Origin of the sequence: Streptomyces sp. NPDC003077 (genome assembly GCF_040611095.1) — a bacterium.
Classification (GTDB): domain Bacteria; phylum Actinomycetota; class Actinomycetes; order Streptomycetales; family Streptomycetaceae; genus Streptomyces.
The window spans coordinates 30,458-53,204 of record NZ_JBEXNM010000064.1; the positions used below are offsets into that span (position 1 = coordinate 30,458).

A 22,747-nucleotide genomic window follows, 5' to 3' on the forward strand; every position below is an offset into this window, starting at 1 on the left:
CGGCGCAGGTCAGACGCATCAGGCGGGGCCGGGAGCCTCAGCCGCGGGGCGGGTGCCGGAGGCTGAACGCCAGGCTTCCGACGCGGGGCGGACGCCGAAGGCGAAACGTCAGGCATCCGACGCAGGACCGGCGCCGAACGCAGAACGCCAGACCCCTGGCACAGGTCCGACACCGAACGCGAAACGCCAGGCATCCAACGCCGGGCGCGCGGTGCTCCGGACCCGAGACGCCCGGACCGGGACGAAGCCCCGACCCCGGCCTCGCCCCGGAGCCCCCAGGAGCCCAAGCCCCCCGCCGAAGATCACTCCACCACCTGCCGCCCCTCCGGCCGCGCCGAGCAGGCGTGGCGGAAGGCGCAGTGGGTGCAGTGCTGCCCGGTGGACGGGGTGAAGCGCTCCTCCAGGACGCGGGCCGCCGCGGTGGCGAGCAGTTCGCCCACCCACTCCCCCTCCAGCGGGGGCTGCGCCTGTACGGCGGGCAGCGTGTCGCCGCCCTCCTTCTTGGGCGCGCCCAGGCGCAGGTGGACGAGTTCCGCGCCCCCGGACTCGGGCCGGCGCCCGTCGAAGACGTCGTCCACCGCGCCCTGGGCCACGGCGAGCTGGTAGACGGCGAGCTGCGGGTGACGGGCCACCTCGGGGCCGGTCGGTTTCTGCTTGCCGGTCTTGAAGTCCACCACGTACGCGCGGCCCTCGGCGTCCCGTTCGACGCGGTCCATGCTGCCCCGGATGCGGATGCCGTACTCGCCCGCCTCCAGCGTCACGTCGAAGGCGTGCTCGGTGGCGAGGACCGTCCGGGCGTGTGCCTCCCGCTCCAGGACGTGCCAGCGCAGGAAGCGCTCCAGGGCGGCGCGGGCGTTCTCCTTCTCCTGCCGGGACTTCCAGGGGGCGTCGAAGGCGAGCGCGTCCCATACGGAGTCCAGGCGCGCCATCAGGACGGTCAGGTCGGCGGGCGTGCGTCCGGAGGCGACCTCGTCCGCCAGGACGTGGACGACGTTGCCGAACCCCTGGGCCACGGTCGCCGGCGGCTCCGCCTTGACCTCCCGGCCCAGGAACCACTGGAGGGAGCAGCTGTTCGCGAGCTGGTCCAGCGCGCTGCCGGACAGCACCACCGGCCGGTCGCGGTCCCGCAGCGGCACCGTGCTGCGCGTCGGCTCCTCCAGCCCCCACCAGCGGTCCGGGTGCGCGGCCGGGACCAGCGGCCGGCCCTCCTCGTCGGACAGCGCCGCCAGCCGCGCCAGCCGCACCGCGGCGGCCTCGCGCAGGGCGGGCGAGGCCGCCGGGTCCACGGTGGTGGCGCGCAGTTCGGCGACCAGCGCGGCCACGGACAGCGGGCGGCGCGGGCGGCCCGTGACGTCCTTCGGCTCGACGCCCAGCTCGCCCAGGAAGCGGGAGGGCTGGTCACCGTCCTCGGAGGCGGCCTTCACCGCCGTGACGATCAGACGCTCCCGGGCCCGCGTGGCGGCCACATAGAACAGCCGGCGCTCCTCGGAGAGCAGCGCGCCCGGCGTCAGCGGTTCGGCGATGCCGTCCCGGCCGATCCGGTCCGCCTCCAGGAGCGAACCCCGTCGGCGCAGGTCGGGCCAGAGCCCCTCCTGCACCCCGGCCACCACCACGAGCCGCCACTCCAGCCCCTTGGAACGGTGGGCCGTCATCAGGCGCACCGCGTCGGGGCGCGCTGCGCGGCGGGTGAGCGTGTCCGCGGCGATGTCCTGCGCGTCCAGTTCCTCCAGGAAGTTCAGCGCGCCGCGACCACCCGTACGCTGCTCCGCGCGGGCCGCCGTCTCGAAGAGGGCGACCACCGCGTCCAGGTCCCGGTCCGCGTTGCGGCCCGCCGCGCCGCCGCGCCGGGCGGCCCGCTCCAGCCGGTCCGGCCAGGTCGTGCCGTTCCACAGCTCCCACAGGGCCTCTTCGGCGGTGCCGCCGCCCGCCAGCAGTTCGCGCGCCTTACGGAGCAGCAGCCCCAGGCGCTGCGCACCCCGCGCGTACGCCGGGTCGTGCGCCACCAGGCACTGCGGCTCGGCGAGCGCCTCCGCGATCAGGACATCGGAAGGGCGCGGCACGGCCCGGCCCGCGGCCCGTTCCTCCTCGCGCAGCGCACGGCCCAGACGCCGCAGGTCGGCGGGGTCCATGCCGCCGAGGGGGGAGGTCAGCAGCTCGATGGCGGACTCGACGTCGAGGCCGCCGGGCGGGGTGGAGGCGGTGGGGGACGGTGCCAGGGGGGTGTCGGGTTCAGGGGCCGCGTCACCAGAAACCGCGTCACCAGGGACTGCGTCACCAGGAAGCACGTCACCAGGGAGCGCGTCACCAGGGAGCGCGTCACCAGGGAGCGCGTCACTGGGGAGCGCGTCACCGTCAGCCTCCAGGGCCGCGACGTCATCGGCTTCCATGACCGTGACCTCGTCGGCTTGATCGTCGACGGGCCTCTCGACCTCAGCAATCACCGAGCCGTCAGCCTCCGTGGCCGCAGAACCCTCCGTGGCCGCAGAACCCTCCGCGCCCTCACCCGCCGCCGTCACATCCGCCAGCGCCCCCCGCGCCGCCGCCCGCAACGCCACCAGAAGGGGCGCCACCGCGGGCTCGTGGCGCAGCGGCAGGTCGTCGCCGTCGATGTCGAGCGGCACGCCCGCGGAGGTCAGCGCGCGCCGCACGCCGGGTATCGAACGGCCACCGGCGCGCACGAGAACGGCCATGTCGCGCCACGGCACCCCGTCCTCCAGGTGGGCGCGCCGCAGCAGGTCCGCGATGTTCTCCAGTTCCGCGCCGGGCGTCGGGTACGTGTACACCTCGACGCGGCCCCCGTCCCGTACGGGAGCGAGCTCCCTATGGGCGCGCACCTTTTGGGCCGGCAATCGGGTGAGCGGCATCCGGTGCGTGAGGAGGCGGGTGGCCGCCAGCAGCGCCGCGCCCGAACGGCGGGAGGTGCCCAGCACCTCCACCGGGGCCGGACTCCCGTCCTCGCGCGGGAATGTCCGGGGGAAGTCGAGGATGCCGTTGACGTCGGCGCCGCGGAAGGCGTAGATCGACTGGTCGGGGTCACCGAAGGCGACGAGCGTGCGGCCGTGCCCGGCCAGCGCGCGCAGCAGCCGCACCTGCGCGACGTCGGTGTCCTGGTACTCGTCGACGAAGACCGCGTCGTACCGGCCCGCCAGCTCCGCCGCCACCTCGGGCCGCTCCGCCAGAAGGACGGCCCGGTGGACGAGTTCCGCGTAGTCCAGCACCCCCTGGGCGTCCAGGACGTCCAGGTACTCCGCGAGGAACCCGGCCGCCGCCTCCCAGTCCGGGCGTCCGGCGCGCGCGGCGAAGGCGGCGAGGGCGTCCGCGCCTAGGCCGAGTTCGCGGCTGCGGGCCAGCACCGCGCGGACCTCGTCGGCGAACCCCCTGGTGGTCAGGCAGGCCCGCAGCTCGTCCGGCCAGCCGACCCGCGCCCGGCCGTCGCCCGCCAGCTCGGCCTGCCCCTCCAGCAGCTCACGGACCACGAGGTCCTGCTCGGGGCCGGAGAGCAACCGGAGCGGATCGGCGAACAGGTCGGCGTCCTGATGGGCCCGCACGAGCGCGTAACAGTAGGAGTGGAAGGTGGTGGCCTGCGGGCCGTGGGCGCCCAGGCGGGCGGCCATCCGGTCGCGCAGTTCGACGGCGGCCTTGCGGCTGAAGGTGAGGACGAGGATCCGCTCCGGATCGGCGCCCGCGCGCACCCGCCGGACCACCGACTCCACCAGCGTCGTCGTCTTCCCCGTCCCCGGGCCCGCCAGGACGAGCAGGGGCCCGCGCCCGTGGTCAACCACCGCGCGCTGCGCTGCGTCCAGAACAGGTGGGTCCCCTTGACCCGGCGGGGTGCGCACCAGCCGGTACGCGCCGGAGGCGTCCCGTCGCGGCGCCCGTTGGTGCGGCAGCGCGGACGAGCCGGCCGAGAAGGGGGAACTCACGTGGATCGCCGGTCCTGGGGGAGGTACTGGTAGTGGTGCGGACGGTCGTCCAGCGGTTCGTGCGAACCGTGGACAGGGTGGTGCCCCGGTGGGCCGGGGCCGCGCCCGGGGCGGTCGTGCGGGACGTGCCCGACGCTACGCCAGGTGGCGCACGAGCCGCAGCGCGTCTCACGACCGTACGTCGGATGCTGTCAGGTGTGAGGAGTCCCGCCGCCGTCCCCGGCGAGTCCGCCGCCTACGACGTGCCGCGCCCGGCCGCCGCCACCCGCCCGACCTGCGCCTTCTCGGACGCGGGCGGGCACGCCGTGGTGTCCGTCACGCTCCTGGGGAGCGGAGGGCCGGGGGCCGGGAAGGCCACGCTCCTGGGAAACGGAAGGCCGGGGGGCGGGAAGGCGAGGGCCGGTAAGGCGGGAGCCGGAACGCCAGGAGGCCGGAAGCCGCGGGCCGGGAAGCCAGGGACGCGGGTCGGCCCGGCCGTGACGCCGGGCAAGCCCCGAACGCGGACCGTCCCGACCGCGAGGCCGACCGGGCGCCGCGACGACCGGGCTTACGGGACGCCGTCCGCGTCCGCACGCCCCTGCCTTGTCCCTTCACCGCCCCGTACCGCTCTCTGCCGCCCCTTCCTCCTCCGTATCGCCCGATATCCGGCCGTTCCCGCCCGATATCCGGCCATCCTCGTCCGGCACCCGGCCGTCCCACCGTGCGCGGCGCATGTCGAGGCGCGGTATGTGGCCCTCGGCCGAGCGGGGCGCCGGGCGCAGGGGCGTGCCCTCGTCCCGGTAGTGCGCCAGGGCCCGCAGTTCGCTGCCCGGGAGCAGCGCGCCGTCCGCGCGGACCACGCGCCACCAGGGCACACCGCCGCCGTACAGGGCCATCACCCGGCCCACCTGGCGCGGCCCGCCCTCCCCCAGCCACTCCGCGACGTCGCCGTACGTCATGACCCGGCCGGGCGGGATCAGCTCCGCCACGTCCAGCACGCGTTCCGCGTACGCGGGGATCTGCGCGTACGCCGCGTCCGCGCCCCCGCTCGGCGGACCGCCCTCGCTCGACAGGCCGCCCCCGCTCGACGGACCGCTCTCGGCTTCCCGTGCCCCTCCGCTCATTCCCCCCATCCTGCCCCACCCCACCGACAACGGCCGGGTGCCCGCCGCACCCCCGCGGTGATCACCGTTCGTACGCGACCGAGTACGCTGACGCACCATTCGCTGCGCCGGACGCCGAAATGCACCCTGATGCCCCCCTCCGCCGCAGGTCCGTGCCACCATCTTCCGGGCGGTGACTGGTGATACGCGATCAAGAAGAGACGGCCGAGCAGCAGGGTGCGGTGCCTCCACGGGAGGCGGGCACCCCTGACGCGCTGGCCGAAGACGGCTCCGACCCGGCCCGCCCCAGGCAGGCCGAGCGGGCGGCGCGGCACCGATGGCGCCGGTACGGAAAGCGGCACGGACAGCAGGAGTACGGGCAGCGACGGGGGAAGTCGTCCAGGGTGGCTTCCGAGACGGAAAAGGCGAGCACGATAAAGAAGGCCGAACGAGCCGACGAGTCCCCGAGGCCACCACGCCCGGAGCGGACCGGACAGCTCGCAGAGACGACGACGCGGGACGCCTCCGACTCCGGCACGCCCGGCGACACCCCCCGGCCACCCCTGGCCGGGGAAACGGCCGGAGACGACAGGGAAGCCCCCTCGGCCACCGAGGCCCCCCGCGCGACCGACGCGACCGGCCGCCCCACCCGGACGGAACAGCCGGAAACCGACGGGCAGCCCGAAACCGCCGACGCGCCGGATGCTGCCAAGCGACCGGAAACGGCCAACCAGCCGGAAACAGCCAAGCAAGCGGATGCTGCCAAGCAGCCGGAAACAGCCAACCGCCCGGAAACGGACAACAGGCTGGAACAACCGGACGCCGCCAACCGGACGGAAACAGCCAGCCACACGGACAACACCGCCGACCGAACGGAAACAGCCACCCGCCCGGCCAGCACCGCCAACCGGCAGCCGACCCCCACCGGCGAACCGGCCCCGGCCGCCCCTCCCCGGAACGCCGCCCCCCACCCGTCCCACCCCGGGGGAGCCACCGCAACCACCGACCCACCCGGGCTCCACCACCCCACCAGAAACCCAAAGCCTAATAAGTCCCCTAAATCACCCAAATCCCCAAAAATCGCCAAAAACAGCAAGCTCGCCCCCACCCCCGGCGACCACATCGGCAGCGAGTTCCACGCCGACCACCTCTCCGGGGACGAGCCGCTGCTGCCCGCCCGGGTGCACCGCCCGTCGGACCTGCTGCGGCTGCTGCTCGGCATCGTCGGGATCGCGCTCGTCCTGCTGCTGGCGACCTTCGCCCACGGCACCACCCAGGGGCTCCAGAACGACATCGGCGAGGGCGCCGGGCTGGCGCCCCGGCTGCTGATCAACTTCGCCGGACTGGCGTCCAGCATCGCCGTCCTGGTCGTACCGGTCGCCTTCGCCGTCGAACGGCTGATCAAACGGGACGGGCTGCGCATCGCGGACGGCGTCCTGGCGGCGGTTCTGGCGCACGGCGTCTCCCTGGCCACCGACCTGTGGGTGACCGAGTCCGCCCCGGAGTCGATCCGCAACGCGCTCACCCAGCCGCTGTCCAACGGCGCCCTCACCGCCCCGGTGCACAGCTATCTGGCACCCGTCATCGCCTATATGACGGCGGTGGGCATGTCCCGGCGCCCGCGCTGGCGGGTCGCCATGTGGGGCGTGCTGCTGCTGGACGCGTTCGCGGTGCTGGTCGGGCGGTACACCACGCCGTTCGCCATCGTCATCACCGTCCTCATCGGCTGGACGGTCGCCTTCGGGACGCTGTACGCGGTCGGGTCACCCAATGTGCGGCCCACCGGCCAGCACCTCCTGGCGGGGCTGCGCCGGGTGGGCTTCACCCCGGTCAGCGCCGTCCGCGCCGAGGACCTGGCCCACCCGGAGCACCCCGAGCACTCCGACCGGGGCCGCCGGTACGTCGTCACCCTGGAGGACGGCCCGCCCATCGACGTCACGGTCGTGGACCGCGAGCAGCAGGCCCAGGGCTTCTACTACCGCCTGTGGCGGCGGCTGTCGCTGCGCGGCATCAACCAGCGCCGCAGCCTCCAGTCCCTGCGGCAGACGCTGGAGCAGGAGGCGCTGCTCGCCTACGCGGCCATCGCCGCCGGGGCCAACGCCCCCAAGCTGATCGCCACCTCCGAGCTGGGCCCGGACGCCGTGATGCTCGTGTACGAGCACATCGGCGGGCAGTCCCTGGACGCGCTGGCGGACAAGGAGGTCACGGACGAGCTGATGCACAGCGCGTGGCGGCAGGTCGCGGCCCTCCAGTCGCGCCGGATCGCACACCGGCGCCTGGTGGGTGACGCGCTGCTGGTGGATCGTTCCGGCACGGTCGTCCTCACCGACCTGAGGGGCGGCGAGATCGCGGCGGGCGACCTCGTCCTCCGTATGGACGTCGCGCAGCTCCTGGCCACCTTCGGGCTGCGGGTCGGCGCGGAGCGCGCGGTCGCCGCCGCCGTCGAGGTCCTCGGACCGGACGCGGTCGCCGACAGCCTCCCCCTCCTCCAGCCCATCGCACTCAGCCGCACCACCCGCGCCACCCTGCGCCGGCTCGCCCGGGAGCGCGCCAAGCGGGAGCGCGAGGCGGTGCTGGAGGCGTCCCGCGCCGCCAAGGAACTGCGCGCCGAGGCCGTCGCGGCCGGTTCCCTCGACGGCGCCACCGCCGAGGAGCAGCCCAGCCGCAAGGCCCTGCGCGCCCGGAAGAACGCCGAGAAACGGGCCATCGACGAGGCGATGGAGGAGGCCCGCGAGGAGGACCTGCTCGCGCAGATCCGCCGCCAGGTGCTGCTGGTGCGCCCGACCGCCCCGGTGGAACCGGCCCGCCTCGAACGCCTCAGCCCGCGCATCCTGGTCAGCTGGATCGCCGGCGCCATCGCGGTGTACCTGCTGCTCTCCCAGCTCGCCCACGTCCCGCTGAACAAGGTGGTCAGCGAGGCCCACTGGGGCTGGGTGGTGGCGGCGGCGATGTTCTCCGCGCTCACCTACATCGCGGCGGCGCAGAGCCTGCTGGGCTTCGTACCGGAGAAGGTCTCCTTCGTCCGCACCGTCCAGGCGCAGATCGCCGGGAACTTCGTGAAGCTGGTCGCGCCGGCGGCGGTGGGCGGCGTGGCGCTCAACACCCGCTTCCTCCAGCGCGCCGGTATCCGGCCGGGGCTGGCGGTGGCCAGCGTCGGCGCGTCCCAGCTCTTCGGCCTGGGCAGCCACATCCTGCTGCTGCTGACCTTCGGCTACCTGACCGGCACGGAGAGCACGGCCGACATCTCTCCCTCCCGCACGGTCATCGCGGGGCTGCTGACGGCGGCCGTGCTGGTGCTGGTGGTCACCGCCGTCCCGGCACTGCGGAAGTTCGTCGTCACCCGGCTGCGGTCGCTGTTCGCGGGCGTGATCCCGCGCATGCTTGACATCCTGCAACGCCCCCGCAAGCTGGTCACCGGCATCGGCGGCATGCTGCTGCTCACCCTCGCGAACGTGATGTGCCTGGACGCCTCGATCCGGGCCTTCGGCGCCGGCGGCGAGATCAGTTACGCGGCCATCGCGGTGGCGTTCCTGGCGGGCAACGCCCTGGGGTCGGCGGCGCCCACCCCGGGTGGCGTGGGCGCCGTCGAGGGCGCGCTGATCACGGCGCTGACGTTCGCCGGTCTTGAAGCCGAGACCGCGTTCCCGGCCGTGCTGCTCTTCCGGCTGATGGTCTTCTGGCTGCCGGTGCTGCCGGGCTGGGTGGCGTTCACGTTCCTGCAGCGGCGCGGGGCGATCTAGCGGACCCCGCGACAGCCTCGTCACTTCCAGCGAACCCCGCGACAGCCTCGTCGCTTCCTGCGGACCCCGCAGCCCCGTCGCTCCAGCGAACACCCGCGGCTTCGTCGCCCAGTCCCCAAAAGGGGCGCGCTCAGTCGTCCCAGAAGGGCCGCGCGCGCCGCGATGCCTCCCTGATCGCCGCCCCGTCCAGGGGGACGAAGGTCAGGTCGACACCGAGCAGCGGCCACTCCACGGCCAGCTCGAACGCCTCCTCCGGCGGCAGCGGCCACAGCCACAGGGACCGCTCGGACTCGATCGAGTCCTCCGCGCCGCTGCCCCCGCCGTCGTTCAGCACCAGCACCGGGCCGTCGGGGCGCGGTGGCGGCCAGACGCCCGGCTCCGGCTCGGCGTCGGCGTCGACGGTGGTCGCGGTCGTGCCGTCGGCGAACCGCACGCCGAAGCGCAGCAGCGCGTCCGGGTACCGGCCCGGTGTGCGCTCGGCGTCCTCGTCCCACGAGTACACGTCGTCGCCCCACATACCGCGCGAGATCTCGACCCACTGCCGCCTGCTCATGCCGGGCCGCCGCCGGGCGCGCAGCAGCAGCCGCAGCTCCACACCGTCCTGATAGGCGACCGCTTCGGTCGCGGCGATCACCAAATGATCGTTCCGGACCAGGATGCGCTCCAGAGGAACGATGCCACCGAGGACGGCCTCCGGGACGTCCTGCCATGGCACCCGCTCCGGCCTCTCGGCCAGCTCTTCGTCCCTCGCTCGGGGAGGGGGAAAGAAGTCCATGCCCACACGGTAGGGCTCCGCGTCGCGCCTGCCATCGGGCGGACGCCCGGGGCTTACGATGACGATCGGTGTTCGTTTACCGACCTTTCGTGACATCTCGTCCGCTTGCGGGGGTTCGTACGCGGACGGATTCCCGTACGCATACGCAGAACGCCCGACCTCCCCCGGCACACGACGCACACCACGCACGACGCACCACCTGCCGAAACCCACCCCCTCACCCACCCGGCATCAAACCGGCACCACACCGGAAACGCGACGACCGCGCCACACACACCACACCGGAAACGCGACGACCACACCGCACCGCACACACCGCACCACACCGCACCGCACGACACGGGACCGGCGGACAGCGCCGGGGACGGGAGCACGATGGGCCTGACCACGACCGCCACGCGGCGGTCCGCACGCCGCGGCAGACCGGTCGCACTGGCCGCGCTGGCCGCACTCACCCTGCTCGCCGGCACGGCGTGCGGCGGGGGCGGCGGCCCCGACCCGGACGCCAAGGCGACCCCGCCGGCGGGCGCCCCGCGCGGCACGGCGGAGCCGGAAGGCCGTAGCGGCCCGGCGCTCCCCCAGCTCCCCGCGTCGCTGACCGGCCAGAAACTCGCCTGGAAGCCCTGCACCGCCCCCACCCGCGCCCAGGGCGGCGACGGCAAGCCGCCCAAGCCGCTGCCCGACGGCACCTCTTGGCAGTGCGCCTCCTTCAAGGCGCCCCTGGACTACGCGCACCCGGACGGCCGGACGATCCCCATCGCCCTGATCCGGGCCCGCACCAAGGCCGCCGAGGCAGCCAAGGGAGGGACCGCCGGCGGAACCTCCCGCATCGGCTCCCTGGTCTTCAACTTCGGCGGCCCCGGCGACTCCGGCGTGACCAGCCTGCCCACGTCGGCCGCGACGTTCGAGGGCCTGCGGTCGCGCTACGACCTGGTGAGCTTCGACCCGCGCGGGGTGGGCGCGAGCGCGGGGGTGCGGTGCCGCGACGACGCGGAGCTGGAGGCCGCCGCCAACGTGGACAGCACGCCCGACGACGCGGCCGAGGAACGGGCCTTTCTCAAGGACGCCACGACCTTCGGCGCCGGCTGCGCGCGCCGCGCGGGCGCGCTCCTCCCCCACGCCGGCACCGCCGACGCCGCCCGCGACCTGGATCTGATGCGGCACCTGCTCGGTGACGCCAAGCTGCACTACTTCGGCTTCTCGTACGGAACCCAGCTCGGCGGTACGTACGCACACCTGTTCCCCCGCCGGGTCGGGCGGGCGGTGCTGGACGCCGTGGTCGACCCGTCCGCGGACGCCGTCACCCACGCGTTCGGCCAGGCGTCGGGTTTCCAGCGGGCCCTGAACAACTACCTGACGGACTGCGCCAAGCAGGGCCGGGACTGCCCCGTGGGCGGCGGCCCCCAGCAGGGCACCCGCACCCTCGCCGCCTTCCTCGCCCGGCTGGACACCAAGCCCCTGCCGACCTCCGGCACCCGCCGGCTCACCCAGACCCAGGCCCTGACCGGCATCACCCTGCCGCTCTACAGCAAGGACATGTGGCCGCACCTGACCATCGCCCTCCAGGAGGCGCTGCGACGGCACACCGGCACCGGCCTGCTCGCCCTCGCCGACGTTTACAACAACCGCGACGAACGCGGGCACTACGGCACCCAGAGCCACTCCCAGCGGGCGGTCTCCTGCGCCGACACCAGCGCCCGCCCCACCCTCGCCGAGGCCAAGGCCCAACTCCCGCGCTTCCGCGCGGCCTCCCCGGTCTTCGGCCCGATGCTGGCCTGGGACACCGCCGGATGGTGCGCCAACTGGCCGGTCGCCGGGGCCGCCCGCACGCCCCAGGTCGCCGCCGAGGGCGCCGCCCCGATCCTGGTCGTCGGCACCACGGGCGACCCGGCGACCCCGTACGAGGGCTCCCGCACGATGGCCCGCGCCCTCGGCAGGGGCGTCGGCATCCACGTCACCTACCAGGGCGAGGGCCACGGCGCCTACCCCACCGGCAACCCCTGCCTCACCCGCACCGTCAACGCCTACCTCCTCAACGGCAAGGTCCCGAAGTCGGGAACGACCTGCCGGTAGGCACACCTGGGACCCATCACCCGTCAGGCCCGTCCGCCAGCACTCGGCGGACGGGCCTGACGGCCTTTCTCCGATCGTCACATCACCGGCCCGGCCAGCTCCGCCCACACCGCCTTGCCGGGACCTCCGCGCTCCGAGACGCCCCACCGCGACGCCAAGGCCGCCACCAGGAACAGCCCGCGCCCCCCGTCGGAATCGGGCCCCGGCGACAGCATGCAGGGCCGCTCGTCCGCCGCGTCATGCACCTCGATGCGGAGGCCGCCGCCCAATCGGACGAAACGCGTCTCGACCTGCCGCCCCCGAGGGACCCGCGCGTGGTTCACGGCGTTGGTGAACAGCTCCGACAGCACCAAGAGCGCCATGTCCTCCATCGCTCCCAGCCCCTCGGCGCCCAAAAAGACGCGGAGTTCCCGCCGGGCCATGCCGACACTCCTCAGGCTGGGGCTCCACCGCGCGACGGCCGTGTGCCCGTCCTCGCTCGGTTCGGCAGCGGACCGCCTCTCCTTTGGGCGCGCTCGTGATGACTTCACGTCCACTGGGCAACCGCCTCACCCTGATGTGCGTACGACCGGCACCGGTCTGCCAGAAGGAACACAAGCCGCGACCGCGTTTTCGGCAGCCGGGCGATAAAGTTCAGCACGTCGACGCTCCTTGTCAGCGTTGGCCAGGCCCCCGGACCGTGCGCGCGGTCGCGGGGGTTTTCTTGCCACGGCGACGCCCTTCGGCGGGGCGCACAGCGGCAACCTAGAGCCGCTCACAGCGATCGAGTCATCACCGTGAGCGACCGGCCATCAGAGTGCTCCGATGCGCACTCGCGCCGCAACCGAACCCAAGAGAAAAAGTTCCAAGGTCTGCGAATATCACTACCCTTGATGAACCGTCATCGAGCAGAGGGGCAACACATGGCCGAATCCCGGCCAAGCGTCCGCCGTCGTCGGCTTGCCGCCACACTCGTCAGACTCAGAGAGGAAGCCGGGAAAACACCGGAACAAGCCGCCGAACGCATCGGGTGTCATCGTTCGAAAATCAGTCGCATCGAGAACGCCCGGCTGGGCATCTCGCTCGGTGAGTTGCGCGATCTCTTGATGTTCTACGGGATCGAGGACGCTCAGTTCATCGAAGGGCTGGTCGACCTCGCGCGCAAAGGAAACGAGCGGGGGTGGACCCGCCATCTGGGGACGACCCTGCCGTCCTACGCCGATCACATCGATTACGAGCAGACGGCCGACTACATCCGGTCATACCAACCGCTACTGATCCCCGGGCTGTTCCAGACACCCGATTACGCCCGCGCGCTGTATCGCACCAATCCGGAAATGATCAGCCTGGAAGGCGTGGAAAAACTCGTCGAAACGCGAATGCGGCGGCAAGCGGTTCTGGACGAGCCCGGCGCCCCACGAATCTGCGTCATCGAAGGAGAGGCGGCGCTGCGCAGTCAGGTCGGTGGCAGCAAGGTCATGGGGCCGCAACTCGACCGGCTTGTGGAACTCGCCGACCGCCCCAACATCGAAATGCAGGTGTTGCCGTTGAACACCGGCGCACACGTCGGATTGATCGGCGCGTTCGTCCTCTTCGGCTTTCCGACGCCCGCTTTCTCGGACGTGGTGTGCGTCGAGCATGTCACCGGGAGTTTGCACATGGAGACACCGGAGGAAACTGGTCGCTATACGCTCGCGTTCGACTCACTGAGGTCGGCCGCGCTGAGTCCCGCGGACAGTTCGGAACTGATCCAGCAGATCCGACATGAGCTCCAACTCACGGAAGGTCGAGGTGACCATCATGCGTATCCCTGAACTCGACGGCGTCATCTGGCACAAGAGCACCCACAGCGGCGGAGGATCGTCCGGCGGCGACTGCGTAGAGGTCGCCGTTCTCCCAGAGAGCGCTGCCGTGCGCGACAGCAAGGATCCCGACGGGCCCGTCCTTCTCTTCCCCGTCCGTGAGTGGCGGGCCTTTGTCCGCCGCGTACGGGTGGACCGCCGCGTCTGAACACCACAAACGTCCAACAAAAACACGTCAGGCCCGCCTGTCACATTCGGCGGACGGGCCTTACGGCCGTTCTCCGGTTTTCATGTCATCGGGGTAACACAGCGGAAGCCCGCGCCTCCGATCTGCTCGAAGGCGCGGGCTTCCGCTGTATCGCCGGTCAGCCAAGAGGCCGGGTCAGTAGACCGGCTTCTCCGGCTCCACCGTGTTCACCCAGCCGATGACGCCGCCGCCGACGTGCACCGCGTCGGAGAACCCGGCGGACTTCAGGACCGCCAGGACCTCCGCGGAGCGGACGCCCGTCTTGCAGTGCAGGACGATGCGGCGGTCCTGGGGGAGGTCCTTGAGGGCGTTGCCCATCAGGAACTCGTTCTTCGGGATCAGCTTGGCGCCGGGGATCGAGACGATCTCGAACTCGTTCGGCTCGCGGACGTCGATGATCTCGATCTTCTCGTCCGCGTCGATCCACTCCTTGAGCTGCTTGGGAGTGATCGTCGAACCGAGCGCCGCCTCCTGGGCCTCCTCCGACACGACGCCGCAGAAGGCCTCGTAGTCGATGAGCTCGGTGACGGTGGGGTTCTCGCCGCAGACCGCGCAGTTCGGGTCCTTGCGGACCTTGACCTGGCGGTAGGACATCTCCAGCGCGTCGTAGATCATCAGACGGCCGACCAGCGGGTCGCCGACGCCGGCGAGCAGCTTGATGGCCTCGGTGACCTGGATGGAGCCGACGGACGCGCACAGCACGCCCAGGACGCCGCCCTCGGCGCAGGAGGGGACCATGCCCGGCGGCGGGGGCTCCGGGTACAGGCAGCGGTAGCAGGGGCCGTGCTCGGACCAGAAGACGGACGCCTGGCCGTCGAACCGGTAGATCGAGCCCCAGACGTACGGCTTGTTCAGCAGCACACAGGCGTCGTTGACCAGGTAGCGGGTGGCGAAGTTGTCCGTTCCGTCCACGATCAGGTCGTACTGCGCGAAGATCTCCATCACGTTCGTGGAGTCCAGCCGCTCTTCGTGCAGGTTGACCGTGACGTACGGGTTGATGCCCAGCACCGAATCCCGCGCGGACTCGGCCTTGGAGCGGCCGATGTCCGACTGGCTGTGGATGATCTGGCGCTGCAGGTTCGACTCGTCGACCTCGTCGAACTCCACGATGCCCAGCGTGCCCACGCCCGCCGCGGCCAAGTACATCAGCGCGGGGGAGCCCAGGCCGCCGGCACCGACACACAGCACCTTGGCGTTCTTCAGCCGCTTCTGCCCGTCCATCCCGACATCCGGGATGATCAGGTGACGCGAGTATCTGCGAACCTCATCGACGGTGAGCTCGGAAGCCGGCTCGACCAGGGGTGGCAGCGACACGGGAAACCTCAATCAAGGGGTTTGGTCGATCTCAGTACGGTTGTTCTTCCGGTAACAGTGCCACGCCCTTCTTCATTCCGAGACACCAGGTCCGATGCGCGAGACGAAAGCGTCCCAGTAACCGGGCAGCGACTCCCAGGGGGCGCCGCAGCGCTCCGTCCGGTCGGTGACGTAGACCGTGCCCGCGCCGCGCCGGCGGGCCAGCCCGAGCACCTCGTCCAGATGCGTCGCGGGCACGTCGTGCACGAGGTGGCAGAAGCGGTCCGGAGGGTACCCGGCCGTCCAGTCCGCCGTCTCCGCCCGTCGGTACGCGTCCCAGGAGCCGCGGAAGGTGACGAGTTGGTCGGCGGTCTCGGCGTAGCCGGGATCGGGGTGGGCGCCGTGCCCGTACACGACGTACGCGCCTTCCCGCAGGTCGCGCAGGGCCGCGGTGACCGTCCGGATGGTGGGAAGCAGTGACCGCTCCGTGGGACAGCGGTCCAGCCGGAAGCCGTCCACGCCGTACCACTCCACGAACCGCCGGGCCTCCTCCCGCACCTCGCCCGGTGGGCGGGCGCCGTGCCGTATGTCCAGGTGGCCGAGGAGCCGCACGCCCGCGTCGCGGAGCTGGGCGGCGGCCGGCACGCAGTGCGGGTCGGGACGCACGCCCGGCCCGCCGGCCACGTCCAGCACCGCCCAGTGCAGCGCGGCCCGCCACCCCGGCGCCGGGCGGGCGCGGCCCCGGGCCAGCCGCAGCAGCTCGGCCCACTCGGCGGGGGCCAGCAGCGGGTGGGCGAAGCCCGGGACGCCGATGCCCAGCGGCGGGGCGCTCGGGACCGTCCCGGCGCGGGCGGGGTTCGTCGAGGTCATCAGATGCGGCATGCGGCTTCCATCCAGATGTCGGCCAGGGACTCTTCGAGGCCGATCCGCGGGCGCCAGCCCAGCCGGTCCCGCGCGGTGCGCACGTCCGCCTGCTGCCAGCTCCCGCAGCCGTCCGGGTAGGGGTACGAGGGCGCCGGGCCGCCGTGCTCAGTGGACGGCGCGGGGATGGCCGGCCGGACCATGGCACCCCCGTGGTACCCGTGCGGCGCGTCCAACTCGTGCAGCGCGCCCCCGAACCCGGCGACCCGCGCCAGCACGGCGGCGGCCTCCCGCAGCCGCACCGCCCGGCCGGTCCCGATGTTCACCACGCCCTGGGCCGCGGACAGCGAGGCGGCGTGCACCGCCCGCGCCACGTCCCGCACGTCCACGAAGTCGCGCTGCACGCCGAGCCCGCCGAGCTTGAGCTCGTTGTCCCCGGACTGCATCGCCCGGCGCATCGCCTCGGCCAGCCGCCCCAGCGGCGAACCGGCCGGCGTCCCGGGCCCCACCGGCGAGAAGACCCGCAGCACCACGGCGTCCAGCCCCGACCCCAGGACGAGTTCGGTGGCGGCGAGCTTGCTGACGCCGTACGGGCCGCCCGGCCGCGGCACCGCGTCCTCGGCCGTGGACGAACCGGGCTGCGAGGGCCCGTACTCGGCCGCGCACCCCAGGTGCACCAGCCGGGCCGCGCAGCCGCTGCGGCGCAGCGACTCGCAGATGGTGGCCACCGCGACGGTGTTGTGCCGGGTCAGGTCGCGGGCGCCGCCGCGCGTGGCGCCCGCGCAGTTGACGACGACGCCGGGGTGGACGGCGTCCAGGAAGCGGGTGAGCGCCCCCGGGCTGCCGGTGGCGAGGTCGAACCGGACGTCGGCGTCGTCGCCGCGGCCGAGTGCGGTGAGCTGGATGGCGGGGTCGGCGAGCAGACGGTCGGCCACGTAGCGGCCGAGGTACCCGTTGGCTCCGATGAGCAGCACCCTCATCGTGTACCCCCTGGGTGCCGGCGGCGTTCGGCGGGCTGGACGTTCATGTGTCGGCTCCTCTGAGGGTTGGATGCACAGGGTTGGGTGACGTGCTTCGGCACCGGCGTGCGCGCCGGGGCTCGTTGGGGGGAGGGCGAGCGCCGCTTGGGGGCGGAGTGCTTCTCGGGGACGTCGTGCTTCTCGGGGGCGGTGCAGGGTTTCGGGACGATGCCGGGTTTCGGGACGGTGCGGGGTTTCGGGACGGTGCGGGGTTTTGGCAACGGTGCCGTCCGGGCCGCCGGTGGACGAGGACGGAAGCGGTGCCGGGGCGGCGTCCGTGTCCATGTCCGTGACCGCATCCGCGTCCGCATCCGCGTCCGTCTCCGCATCCGCGTCCATCTCCGTGTCCGTCTCCGTCTCCGTGGTGACGACGACGGCCGTCCGCGTCGGTCGGAATGCTGGCGTGGGGCGCTGCTGACGATGACGGCGCCAGGTCGCGCCCCGGGATCGCCGCGTGGGTGACGGCGCCGGGGTGCGAGGTGGGGGCGTGCGCCCCTAGGGGGGCCGGGCCGGCGGCTCGGGTCGCGGCGCCGGGAGCGAGGTTGACGGCCGGTTTGACGGCGGTGTGGCGGGGTGAGGTGGGGGCGGTGTTCCGCGCCGGGCGGTCCGCGCGCGGAGCGGTGCGGGGGGCGGTGCGGAAGTGCGTCGGCCGGGGTGGAGCGGGGTCGTCGGCCACGGCCGGGGAGGACGGGGGACGGGGGCGGGGACGCGCCGAGCGTCGGAGCGCGGGCCTGGCGAGGGGGACGAGGGCGGGGACGGAGACGGCAACGGGAACGGACGAGGCCGGTGGTAACGGCGTGGCGTAACGGTGGGCGGGGGGCGATGGCGGGCCAGGGGTGTTCATGGTCGTTCGGCCACCGCCTCCGGCCGGTGGACCGGGCGGTGCGCGGTCGCCCTGGTGAGCGCGTGCAGCCCGTACAGCAGCAGGCCCAGCGTGGCGGCGCCGCAGCCCAGGACCGGCAGGACGTGCGGGCCGAGCGCGGTGGCCGCCGCCTCCACCGGGCGGGCCGGCGGCGCCAGGTCGGGGACGCGGAGGGCGAGTGGGGCGGTGGTGGCGGCGGCCCCCACGGCGACGGCGGCGGCCGGTCCGGCGCAGGCCGCGACGGGGAAGCCGTACAGGTCCAGCAGGCGGGCGAGGAAGAGCAGCGTGCCCACCGCGGCGCACGCCCAGGTGCTGCCGGAGGTGGCGGCCGTGAGCGCCGTTCCCGCCGTCCCGCCGCCGGTGATCGTGCCCGCCGCGGTCGACAGGGCGAGCAGGGAGCCGAGGAAGGCCACGACGGCGGCCACCAGCGCGGTCCGCATCCGGCCCGCGAACTCGTCCGGCCCCCGGCACGCCGTCACCTCCCGCCGCCCGCGCACCGCGAACCACCCGGCGCACCCGGCGGCGGGCAGCACGGCGCAGGCCAGCGCGACGACGACGCCGACGGCGGAGGAAGGCAGCGGCCAGGGAACGGACACGCCCGCCCCGTCCCCCGACCAGCCGACTGCCATGACGGTCGGCAGGCCGCCCCCCAGCAGGACGGACACCACCGGGCGGCCGATCCGGCCGACCCTCGTCCCGGCGCTGCCGGGGACGGCGGCCCGGATCCGCAGCGGACCGCCGCGCAGGCACAGCCCCAGCGCCAGGAGGGTGAAGGCGCCTCCCACGGCGGCGACGGCCGGTCGGGCGTCCGCACCCGGTGCGGACGCCTCGGTCGCGGCGAACGCGGCGGCGGTGGCGGCGCACACCGCGCCGGGCAGCAGGTGGAGGGCGGTCTGTACGACGACGGTCCCGGCGCTCCGTGCCTTCGGCGCCGGTTCGTCCGGCGCGCGCCCTTCGGCCCGGGGCACCCGCGCGTACAGTTCCTCGGCCAGCGAGAAGACGTCGCGGTGCCGGAAGCGGGCCGCCGTGCGGTCGGTGACCCCCTGGGCCTCCAGTCCGGCGGCGATCTCCAGGGGATCCACGGCCCGCTCGCACAGCTCCCAGTGCTGCCGCATCAGCGACCGCACGGGGTCGGCCGAGCGGCGCCGGTAGGGCGTGAGCGCGCCGGGCTCGGAGGGCCCGGCCGCTTCCGGTCGGCCGATTTCGCCGTCCCCCCGGCCGCTGCCATACGGGCGCGGCGCGGCGTTCACGCCGTCCTCCCCGCCCGTCGGGACCGTGCGGCCCGTCTCAGACCTGCTCATCCGCCGACCCCTCACAACCAGCCCGGTGGAACCGCGTTACCGCTCCGGCCGGGAACATCGGCGCGCTCTCCCCCGCGGCACCCGGTGGCGGATCGACGGAGCCGGTCGCCCCCACGGGGGAAGCGGTGCCCTCCCCGGCGTGCGGGCCCGGCCCGGCCCAGTGCGGGACCCGGCCTCCGGGGGCCGCCGGTCGCCCGGTGCCGCCGCGGGCGGCGGTCCAGCGGCCGGGTACGGAGGCCTCGGCGGGGCGGGCGAAGAGCTGTGGTGCGGCGCGGCGGGCCGGGACGTCGGGGCGGGCCGGGGCGTGGGAGATGAGCTCCAGGTAGATGCCACGAAATGCCGCGACACACCGCTCCGCGGTGAACAGTTCGAGCGCACGTGCGCGGGCGGCGGCGCCGAGCCGGGCCCGCCGGGCGGGGTCGCGCAGCAGCGCGAGGCAGGCGTCGGCGAGGGCGTGGGGGTCGCCGGGCGGGACCACCAGGCCGGTGCCGCCGATGACCTCGCAGGCGGCGCCGACGTCGGTGGAGACCGTGGCCCGGCCGCACAGCATGGCCTCCACCAGGGACCGCGGGAACCCCTCGGCGACGCCGGAGAGGACGATCACCGTCCCGGCCGCGTAGGCATGCTCCGGGCCGGGCGCGCCGGGCCCGCCGACCGTGTCGAAGGCGACGGGGGCGCCGCCCCGCGGCGCGGGCGGGCAGAGCCGGTCCGCCAGCGCGCGGCAGTGGGCGAGGTGGTCCGGGCCGGTCGTCCGGTGGGCGTCATGGGGGGCCGTCGTCCGGACGATGCGCAGCGTCGCCGTCGGCTCGGCGCGCCGTACCTGCGCGAAGGCATGCAGCAGGCAGACGAGTTCCCGCGCGGGCTCCGCGCCGCCCACCCAGACCAGCGCCGCGGAACGGTCGGCCGCCGCGTCCGGCACCGCCGTGAACCGCCCCGCCTCCACGCCGGGGTAGACCGTGCGCAGCCGGTCGCGGTCCGCGCCGCAGCGCTCCTGCCAGCGGCGGGTGTGGGCGGTGTCCGGGGTGACGAGCACCGCGCGGGCGTAGGTCTCGGCGGTCAGCGCGCTCTGGAAGGCGGCGGTCAGCGCGCGGGCGGGCGGGCTCATGGGTGAGGCGGCGCGGGCGAGGTGCTGTTCGCGCAGGCGGGTGCCGTGTTCGGTGACGAGGAGGGGCGTACCGAAGAAGCGTTTGGCCAGCAGTCCCGGGAGCGCGGCCGTGCCGGACGAGGTGGCGTGGCACAGGTCGACTCCGGCCAGGCCGTCGCCACCGTGCCGGTCGCGGGAGGTCGGCGGGTCGCCGTACCAGTCCAAGGAGAGCGGGCGCAGTTCGCGTTCGAGCCGGTCGGCGACCGCGAGGAGGTCCGCGACCCGGGCGCCGTGCGCGGTGCGCAGCGCGCCGGACGCGCGGCAGGCGGCGTCCAGCGTCCGTACGGCCTGTTCGGAGCGGAGCAGGGACGGCAGGCCGCCGCCGTCGCGGGCGAGTTCGGCCAGTCCGTAGAGGCCGGCGGCGAAACGGTCCGCCTTCGCCCTCGCCGGCGTGCGCCCGGAGCCGTTTTCGAACGGGTCGGGGGCGGGGCCCGCGGCACCGTGGGCGGTCGCGTCCGGTGCGGTGCTGAACGCCGCCACGAGGTCACCGAAGTGCTCCAGGAACCGGCGTCGTTGGCGCCTGCCGACGCCGTGCGGTCTGCGGCGCGCGGAGCAGGCGCGCGCGCTCCCCGGTGGTTCGCCCCGCACCGCCGTGCGCGCCGGCCGCACCCGCTCCGGCAGGCCGTTCCCGCCGCGGGTGCCCTGCTCGCCGCGCCGTTCGGCCCGTTCCGGCCAGGCGTCGCACGCGTCGCGTCCGACGGCGTAGATGTCGAACTCGTGACTCGTGAGCCCGCGCACGAGCCGGTCACACCAGGCGCGCACCTCACCTGACGCGTACGCGTGGGCACCGTCGGTGAGCAGTCCGATGCGCATGAAATGCACCCCCGTTCGCCCACGAGGGGCGTTCTCCGGATCGACGGCGTCGCCGTCCCTTGCCAGGAGAAGTTATGCACGGGGGTCGCGGCGCGGCGGACGGTTGTCCATCGCACCACCGGAAGGGGTGAACGCGCGTAACCTTCCGCCACCGAGCGCGTTCTAGAGCGCACAGCGAACCCGACAAACAGGTCATTCCGGGCGGCTGGACGCGTGTCGGCGACCGTGCGCACGGGTGGCCAACGGCCCATCGCGCGGGCGGCGATGGCCGAGGGGCGCGTCGGTGCCGCACCCGCCGAGCGACCGTGCGCGCCGGTGGCCAACCACCCGCAGTGCGCGCGCCCGTGACCGCCGAGCACGCCGACAGGGGGTCAGTGCCGTTCGAGCCGTTCCGGATCGTGGTCGGCGGGGAACGGCCAGGCGTTGGCCCGGCAGGTCAGATCGCCGGTGTTGAGGAACTTGGTCTGCTGCATCATGACCGGCGCCAGGGCGCCCTGCTTCGTGCACTGCTCGTGGTTGTGCCCGAGCCGGTGCCCGACCTCGTGGTTGATGAGCATCTGCCGGTAGGCGTGCATCCGGTCGGGGCCGTAGGTGTCCGCGCCCCGCGCCCACCGGTAGGCGTTGATCATCACGCGCTCGGTCGCCGCCGAGTCGCAGGAGACGTTGTCCTGCGTCGTGTCGAGGCCGGACTTCGCGCACCACTTGGCGGTGGTGCCCGGACTCGCCAGGGTGATGACGAAATCCGCCGTGCCGGAGGCCACGCGCTGGAAGGCGTACCGGCCGCCGTGCGCCCAACTGCGTTCGTCGTTCAAGGTCTTGTGCACCGCGTCGGCGAACAGCTCGCCGTCCAGGCCCAGGCCCTCCTCGACGTCCACGCGGTAGCGCTTGACCGTGCCCCGGCCCGGAGCGGGGGCGTCACCGCCGACGGCCTCGAAGCGCCCCGACCCGGCGAAGTCCGGGGCCATCGGGTACTGCCCCGCCATCCGCTCGTCGTACGAGGCGGGAGCCGTCCGCGCGTGCGAGCGCGAGGCCGTGTCGGCGTCCGGCATCCGGTCCGGCTCGCTGTGCGCCGGGCCGCCGCCGCCCTCGACCGCCTTCTGCGCGGCGGTGACCTGTCCGCCGATCACCACGGCGAGCGCCGTGGTCACGGCCGCCGCCGCCACGCCGGTGAGCGTCCGGGCCACGGCGCCCTTCCTCCGGGGAGCCGCCGCGCCGTCCCGTTCGGACGGGGAGGACGATCCATCGGTGGCGAGGCCCGCCCCTGGCCCGTCCGCGGGCTCCCACGCGTCCGGCCCGTACGCGTCACCGTTCGCGGCAGGGGCCGGACCCGGAGCCGGGAAGACGGCGTCCGGGCCCGGGAAACCCGCCGCCGCGTCCGGGGCCTCCCGGCGCTGCCGCGGCACGAAGGCGTGCGGGGCGGGCGGGGCCTGTTGGGGGTGCGCAACACCCGTACCGGCCACCGGGAAACCGGCGGCGTAGCCGTGGCCGTCGGCGTCCCCCGGAACGCCCTGCGGCCCGTAAGAGGGCGCCGCGCCGGGCATCCCATAAGAAGCGCCATCGGTCGTCCGCGCCGCGAACGGATCCGCGAACGGATCCGCGTACGGAGCGGACGAAGCCCCGGCGTGCCCGGCCTGCCCGCCGTGTCCGGCCTGCGGCGCCTGGAACCCGCCCGGAAGCCCCCCGGACACAGGAGCCGCGAAGGGTGCCGTGGGCGGGCCGCCCTCAGCGGCGGGGTACGGCGCGTCCCGACGGCGGCGCCCCGTGCCCGTAGGGCCGGTAGGCACCGCCCCCAAGGGAGCGCCGGTGTCCATCGGCGCGCCCGGTATGCCGACG

General features: G+C 74.0%; 14 protein-coding genes. 4 read left to right on the forward strand and 10 right to left on the reverse strand.

Features of this window, described 5'->3' with window-relative positions; all coding sequences use genetic code 11:
* Positions 1-302: 302 nt before the first annotated feature.
* Positions 303-3,923, reverse strand: a complete 3,621-nt coding sequence (locus tag ABZX96_RS30620) for an ATP-dependent DNA helicase (RefSeq protein WP_355550652.1) — start codon at positions 3,921-3,923, stop codon at positions 303-305.
* Positions 3,924-4,513: 590 nt separating this feature from the next.
* The gene (locus ABZX96_RS30625) at positions 4,514-5,026 is read right to left on the reverse strand and encodes an MGMT family protein (RefSeq protein WP_355550654.1); all 513 of its coding nucleotides are present in this window, start codon (positions 5,024-5,026) and stop codon (positions 4,514-4,516) included.
* Between the two features lie 1,058 nt (positions 5,027-6,084).
* Here ABZX96_RS30625 and ABZX96_RS30630 point away from each other — a divergent pair.
* A complete protein-coding gene (locus tag ABZX96_RS30630; protein ID WP_355550677.1) occupies positions 6,085-8,745 on the forward strand; it encodes a flippase-like domain-containing protein in 2,661 nt (886 codons plus the stop codon).
* A 130-nt stretch (positions 8,746-8,875) separates the two neighbouring features.
* Here the strand turns inward: ABZX96_RS30630 and ABZX96_RS30635 are convergent, their stop codons facing one another.
* Positions 8,876-9,520 (reverse strand): hypothetical protein, encoded by a 645-nt coding sequence (locus tag ABZX96_RS30635; protein ID WP_355550656.1) that lies wholly within the window; start codon positions 9,518-9,520, stop codon positions 8,876-8,878.
* A gap of 375 nt (positions 9,521-9,895) precedes the next feature.
* Here ABZX96_RS30635 and ABZX96_RS30640 point away from each other — a divergent pair, with 375 nt between their 5' ends.
* Positions 9,896-11,593, forward strand: coding sequence for an alpha/beta hydrolase (locus ABZX96_RS30640; protein ID WP_355550658.1), 1,698 nt, complete (start codon positions 9,896-9,898; stop codon positions 11,591-11,593).
* Between the two features lie 77 nt (positions 11,594-11,670).
* On the opposite strand, the gene ABZX96_RS30645 is transcribed toward ABZX96_RS30640, so the two are convergent.
* Positions 11,671-12,123, reverse strand: coding sequence for an ATP-binding protein (locus tag ABZX96_RS30645; RefSeq protein ID WP_355550659.1), 453 nt, complete (start codon positions 12,121-12,123; stop codon positions 11,671-11,673).
* A gap of 372 nt (positions 12,124-12,495) precedes the next feature.
* Here ABZX96_RS30645 and ABZX96_RS30650 point away from each other — a divergent pair, with 372 nt between their 5' ends.
* On the forward strand, positions 12,496-13,386 hold the full coding sequence (locus ABZX96_RS30650; protein WP_355550661.1) for a helix-turn-helix transcriptional regulator: 891 nt from the start codon (positions 12,496-12,498) through the stop codon (positions 13,384-13,386).
* On the forward strand, positions 13,373-13,582 hold the full coding sequence (locus tag ABZX96_RS30655) for a DUF397 domain-containing protein (RefSeq protein ID WP_355550663.1): 210 nt from the start codon (positions 13,373-13,375) through the stop codon (positions 13,580-13,582). The genes ABZX96_RS30650 and ABZX96_RS30655 overlap by 14 nt, the downstream gene beginning before the upstream one ends.
* 174 nt (positions 13,583-13,756) lie before the next feature.
* On the opposite strand, the gene moeZ is transcribed toward ABZX96_RS30655, so the two are convergent.
* The 6 genes from moeZ to ABZX96_RS30685 form a co-directional block, all read right to left on the reverse strand.
* Positions 13,757-14,935 (reverse strand): adenylyltransferase/sulfurtransferase MoeZ, encoded by a 1,179-nt coding sequence (gene moeZ, locus ABZX96_RS30660; RefSeq protein WP_355550665.1) that lies wholly within the window; start codon positions 14,933-14,935, stop codon positions 13,757-13,759.
* Positions 14,936-15,007: 72 nt separating this feature from the next.
* Entirely contained in the window at positions 15,008-15,796 is a 789-nt protein-coding gene (locus ABZX96_RS30665; protein ID WP_355550667.1) for a spherulation-specific family 4 protein, read from the reverse strand.
* A complete protein-coding gene (locus ABZX96_RS30670) occupies positions 15,784-16,755 on the reverse strand; it encodes an NAD-dependent epimerase/dehydratase family protein (RefSeq protein WP_355550669.1) in 972 nt (323 codons plus the stop codon). Before ABZX96_RS30670 ends, ABZX96_RS30665 begins: the two co-directional genes overlap by 13 nt.
* Positions 16,756-17,634: 879 nt before the next feature.
* The gene (locus ABZX96_RS30675; RefSeq protein WP_355550671.1) at positions 17,635-18,957 is read right to left on the reverse strand and encodes a hypothetical protein; all 1,323 of its coding nucleotides are present in this window, start codon (positions 18,955-18,957) and stop codon (positions 17,635-17,637) included.
* Positions 18,944-20,914, reverse strand: a complete 1,971-nt coding sequence (locus tag ABZX96_RS30680; protein ID WP_355550672.1) for a DUF3492 domain-containing protein — start codon at positions 20,912-20,914, stop codon at positions 18,944-18,946. The genes ABZX96_RS30675 and ABZX96_RS30680 overlap by 14 nt, the downstream gene beginning before the upstream one ends.
* A gap of 371 nt (positions 20,915-21,285) precedes the next feature.
* Positions 21,286-22,725, reverse strand: a complete 1,440-nt coding sequence (locus tag ABZX96_RS30685) for a DUF3152 domain-containing protein (protein WP_355550679.1) — start codon at positions 22,723-22,725, stop codon at positions 21,286-21,288.
* Between the last annotated feature and the right edge of the window lie 22 nt (positions 22,726-22,747).

Excerpts from the sequence above, each read along its gene's own strand:
- ABZX96_RS30650 (WP_355550661.1), top strand. The coding sequence starts at position 12,496 with ATGGCCGAATCCCGGCCAAGCGTCCGCCGTCGTCGGCTTGCCGCCACA.
- ABZX96_RS30640 (WP_355550658.1), top strand. The coding sequence starts at position 9,896 with ATGGGCCTGACCACGACCGCCACGCGGCGGTCCGCACGCCGCGGCAGA.
- ABZX96_RS30670 (WP_355550669.1), bottom strand. The coding sequence starts at position 16,755 with ATGAGGGTGCTGCTCATCGGAGCCAACGGGTACCTCGGCCGCTACGTG.
- ABZX96_RS30635 (WP_355550656.1), bottom strand. The coding sequence starts at position 9,520 with ATGGACTTCTTTCCCCCTCCCCGAGCGAGGGACGAAGAGCTGGCCGAG.
- ABZX96_RS30625 (WP_355550654.1), bottom strand. The coding sequence starts at position 5,026 with ATGAGCGGAGGGGCACGGGAAGCCGAGAGCGGTCCGTCGAGCGGGGGC.
- ABZX96_RS30675 (WP_355550671.1), bottom strand. The coding sequence starts at position 18,957 with ATGAGCAGGTCTGAGACGGGCCGCACGGTCCCGACGGGCGGGGAGGAC.
- ABZX96_RS30665 (WP_355550667.1), bottom strand. The coding sequence starts at position 15,796 with ATGCCGCATCTGATGACCTCGACGAACCCCGCCCGCGCCGGGACGGTC.
- ABZX96_RS30655 (WP_355550663.1), top strand. The coding sequence starts at position 13,373 with ATGCGTATCCCTGAACTCGACGGCGTCATCTGGCACAAGAGCACCCAC.
- ABZX96_RS30685 (WP_355550679.1), bottom strand. The coding sequence starts at position 22,725 with ATGGACACCGGCGCTCCCTTGGGGGCGGTGCCTACCGGCCCTACGGGC.
- ABZX96_RS30680 (WP_355550672.1), bottom strand. The coding sequence starts at position 20,914 with ATGCGCATCGGACTGCTCACCGACGGTGCCCACGCGTACGCGTCAGGT.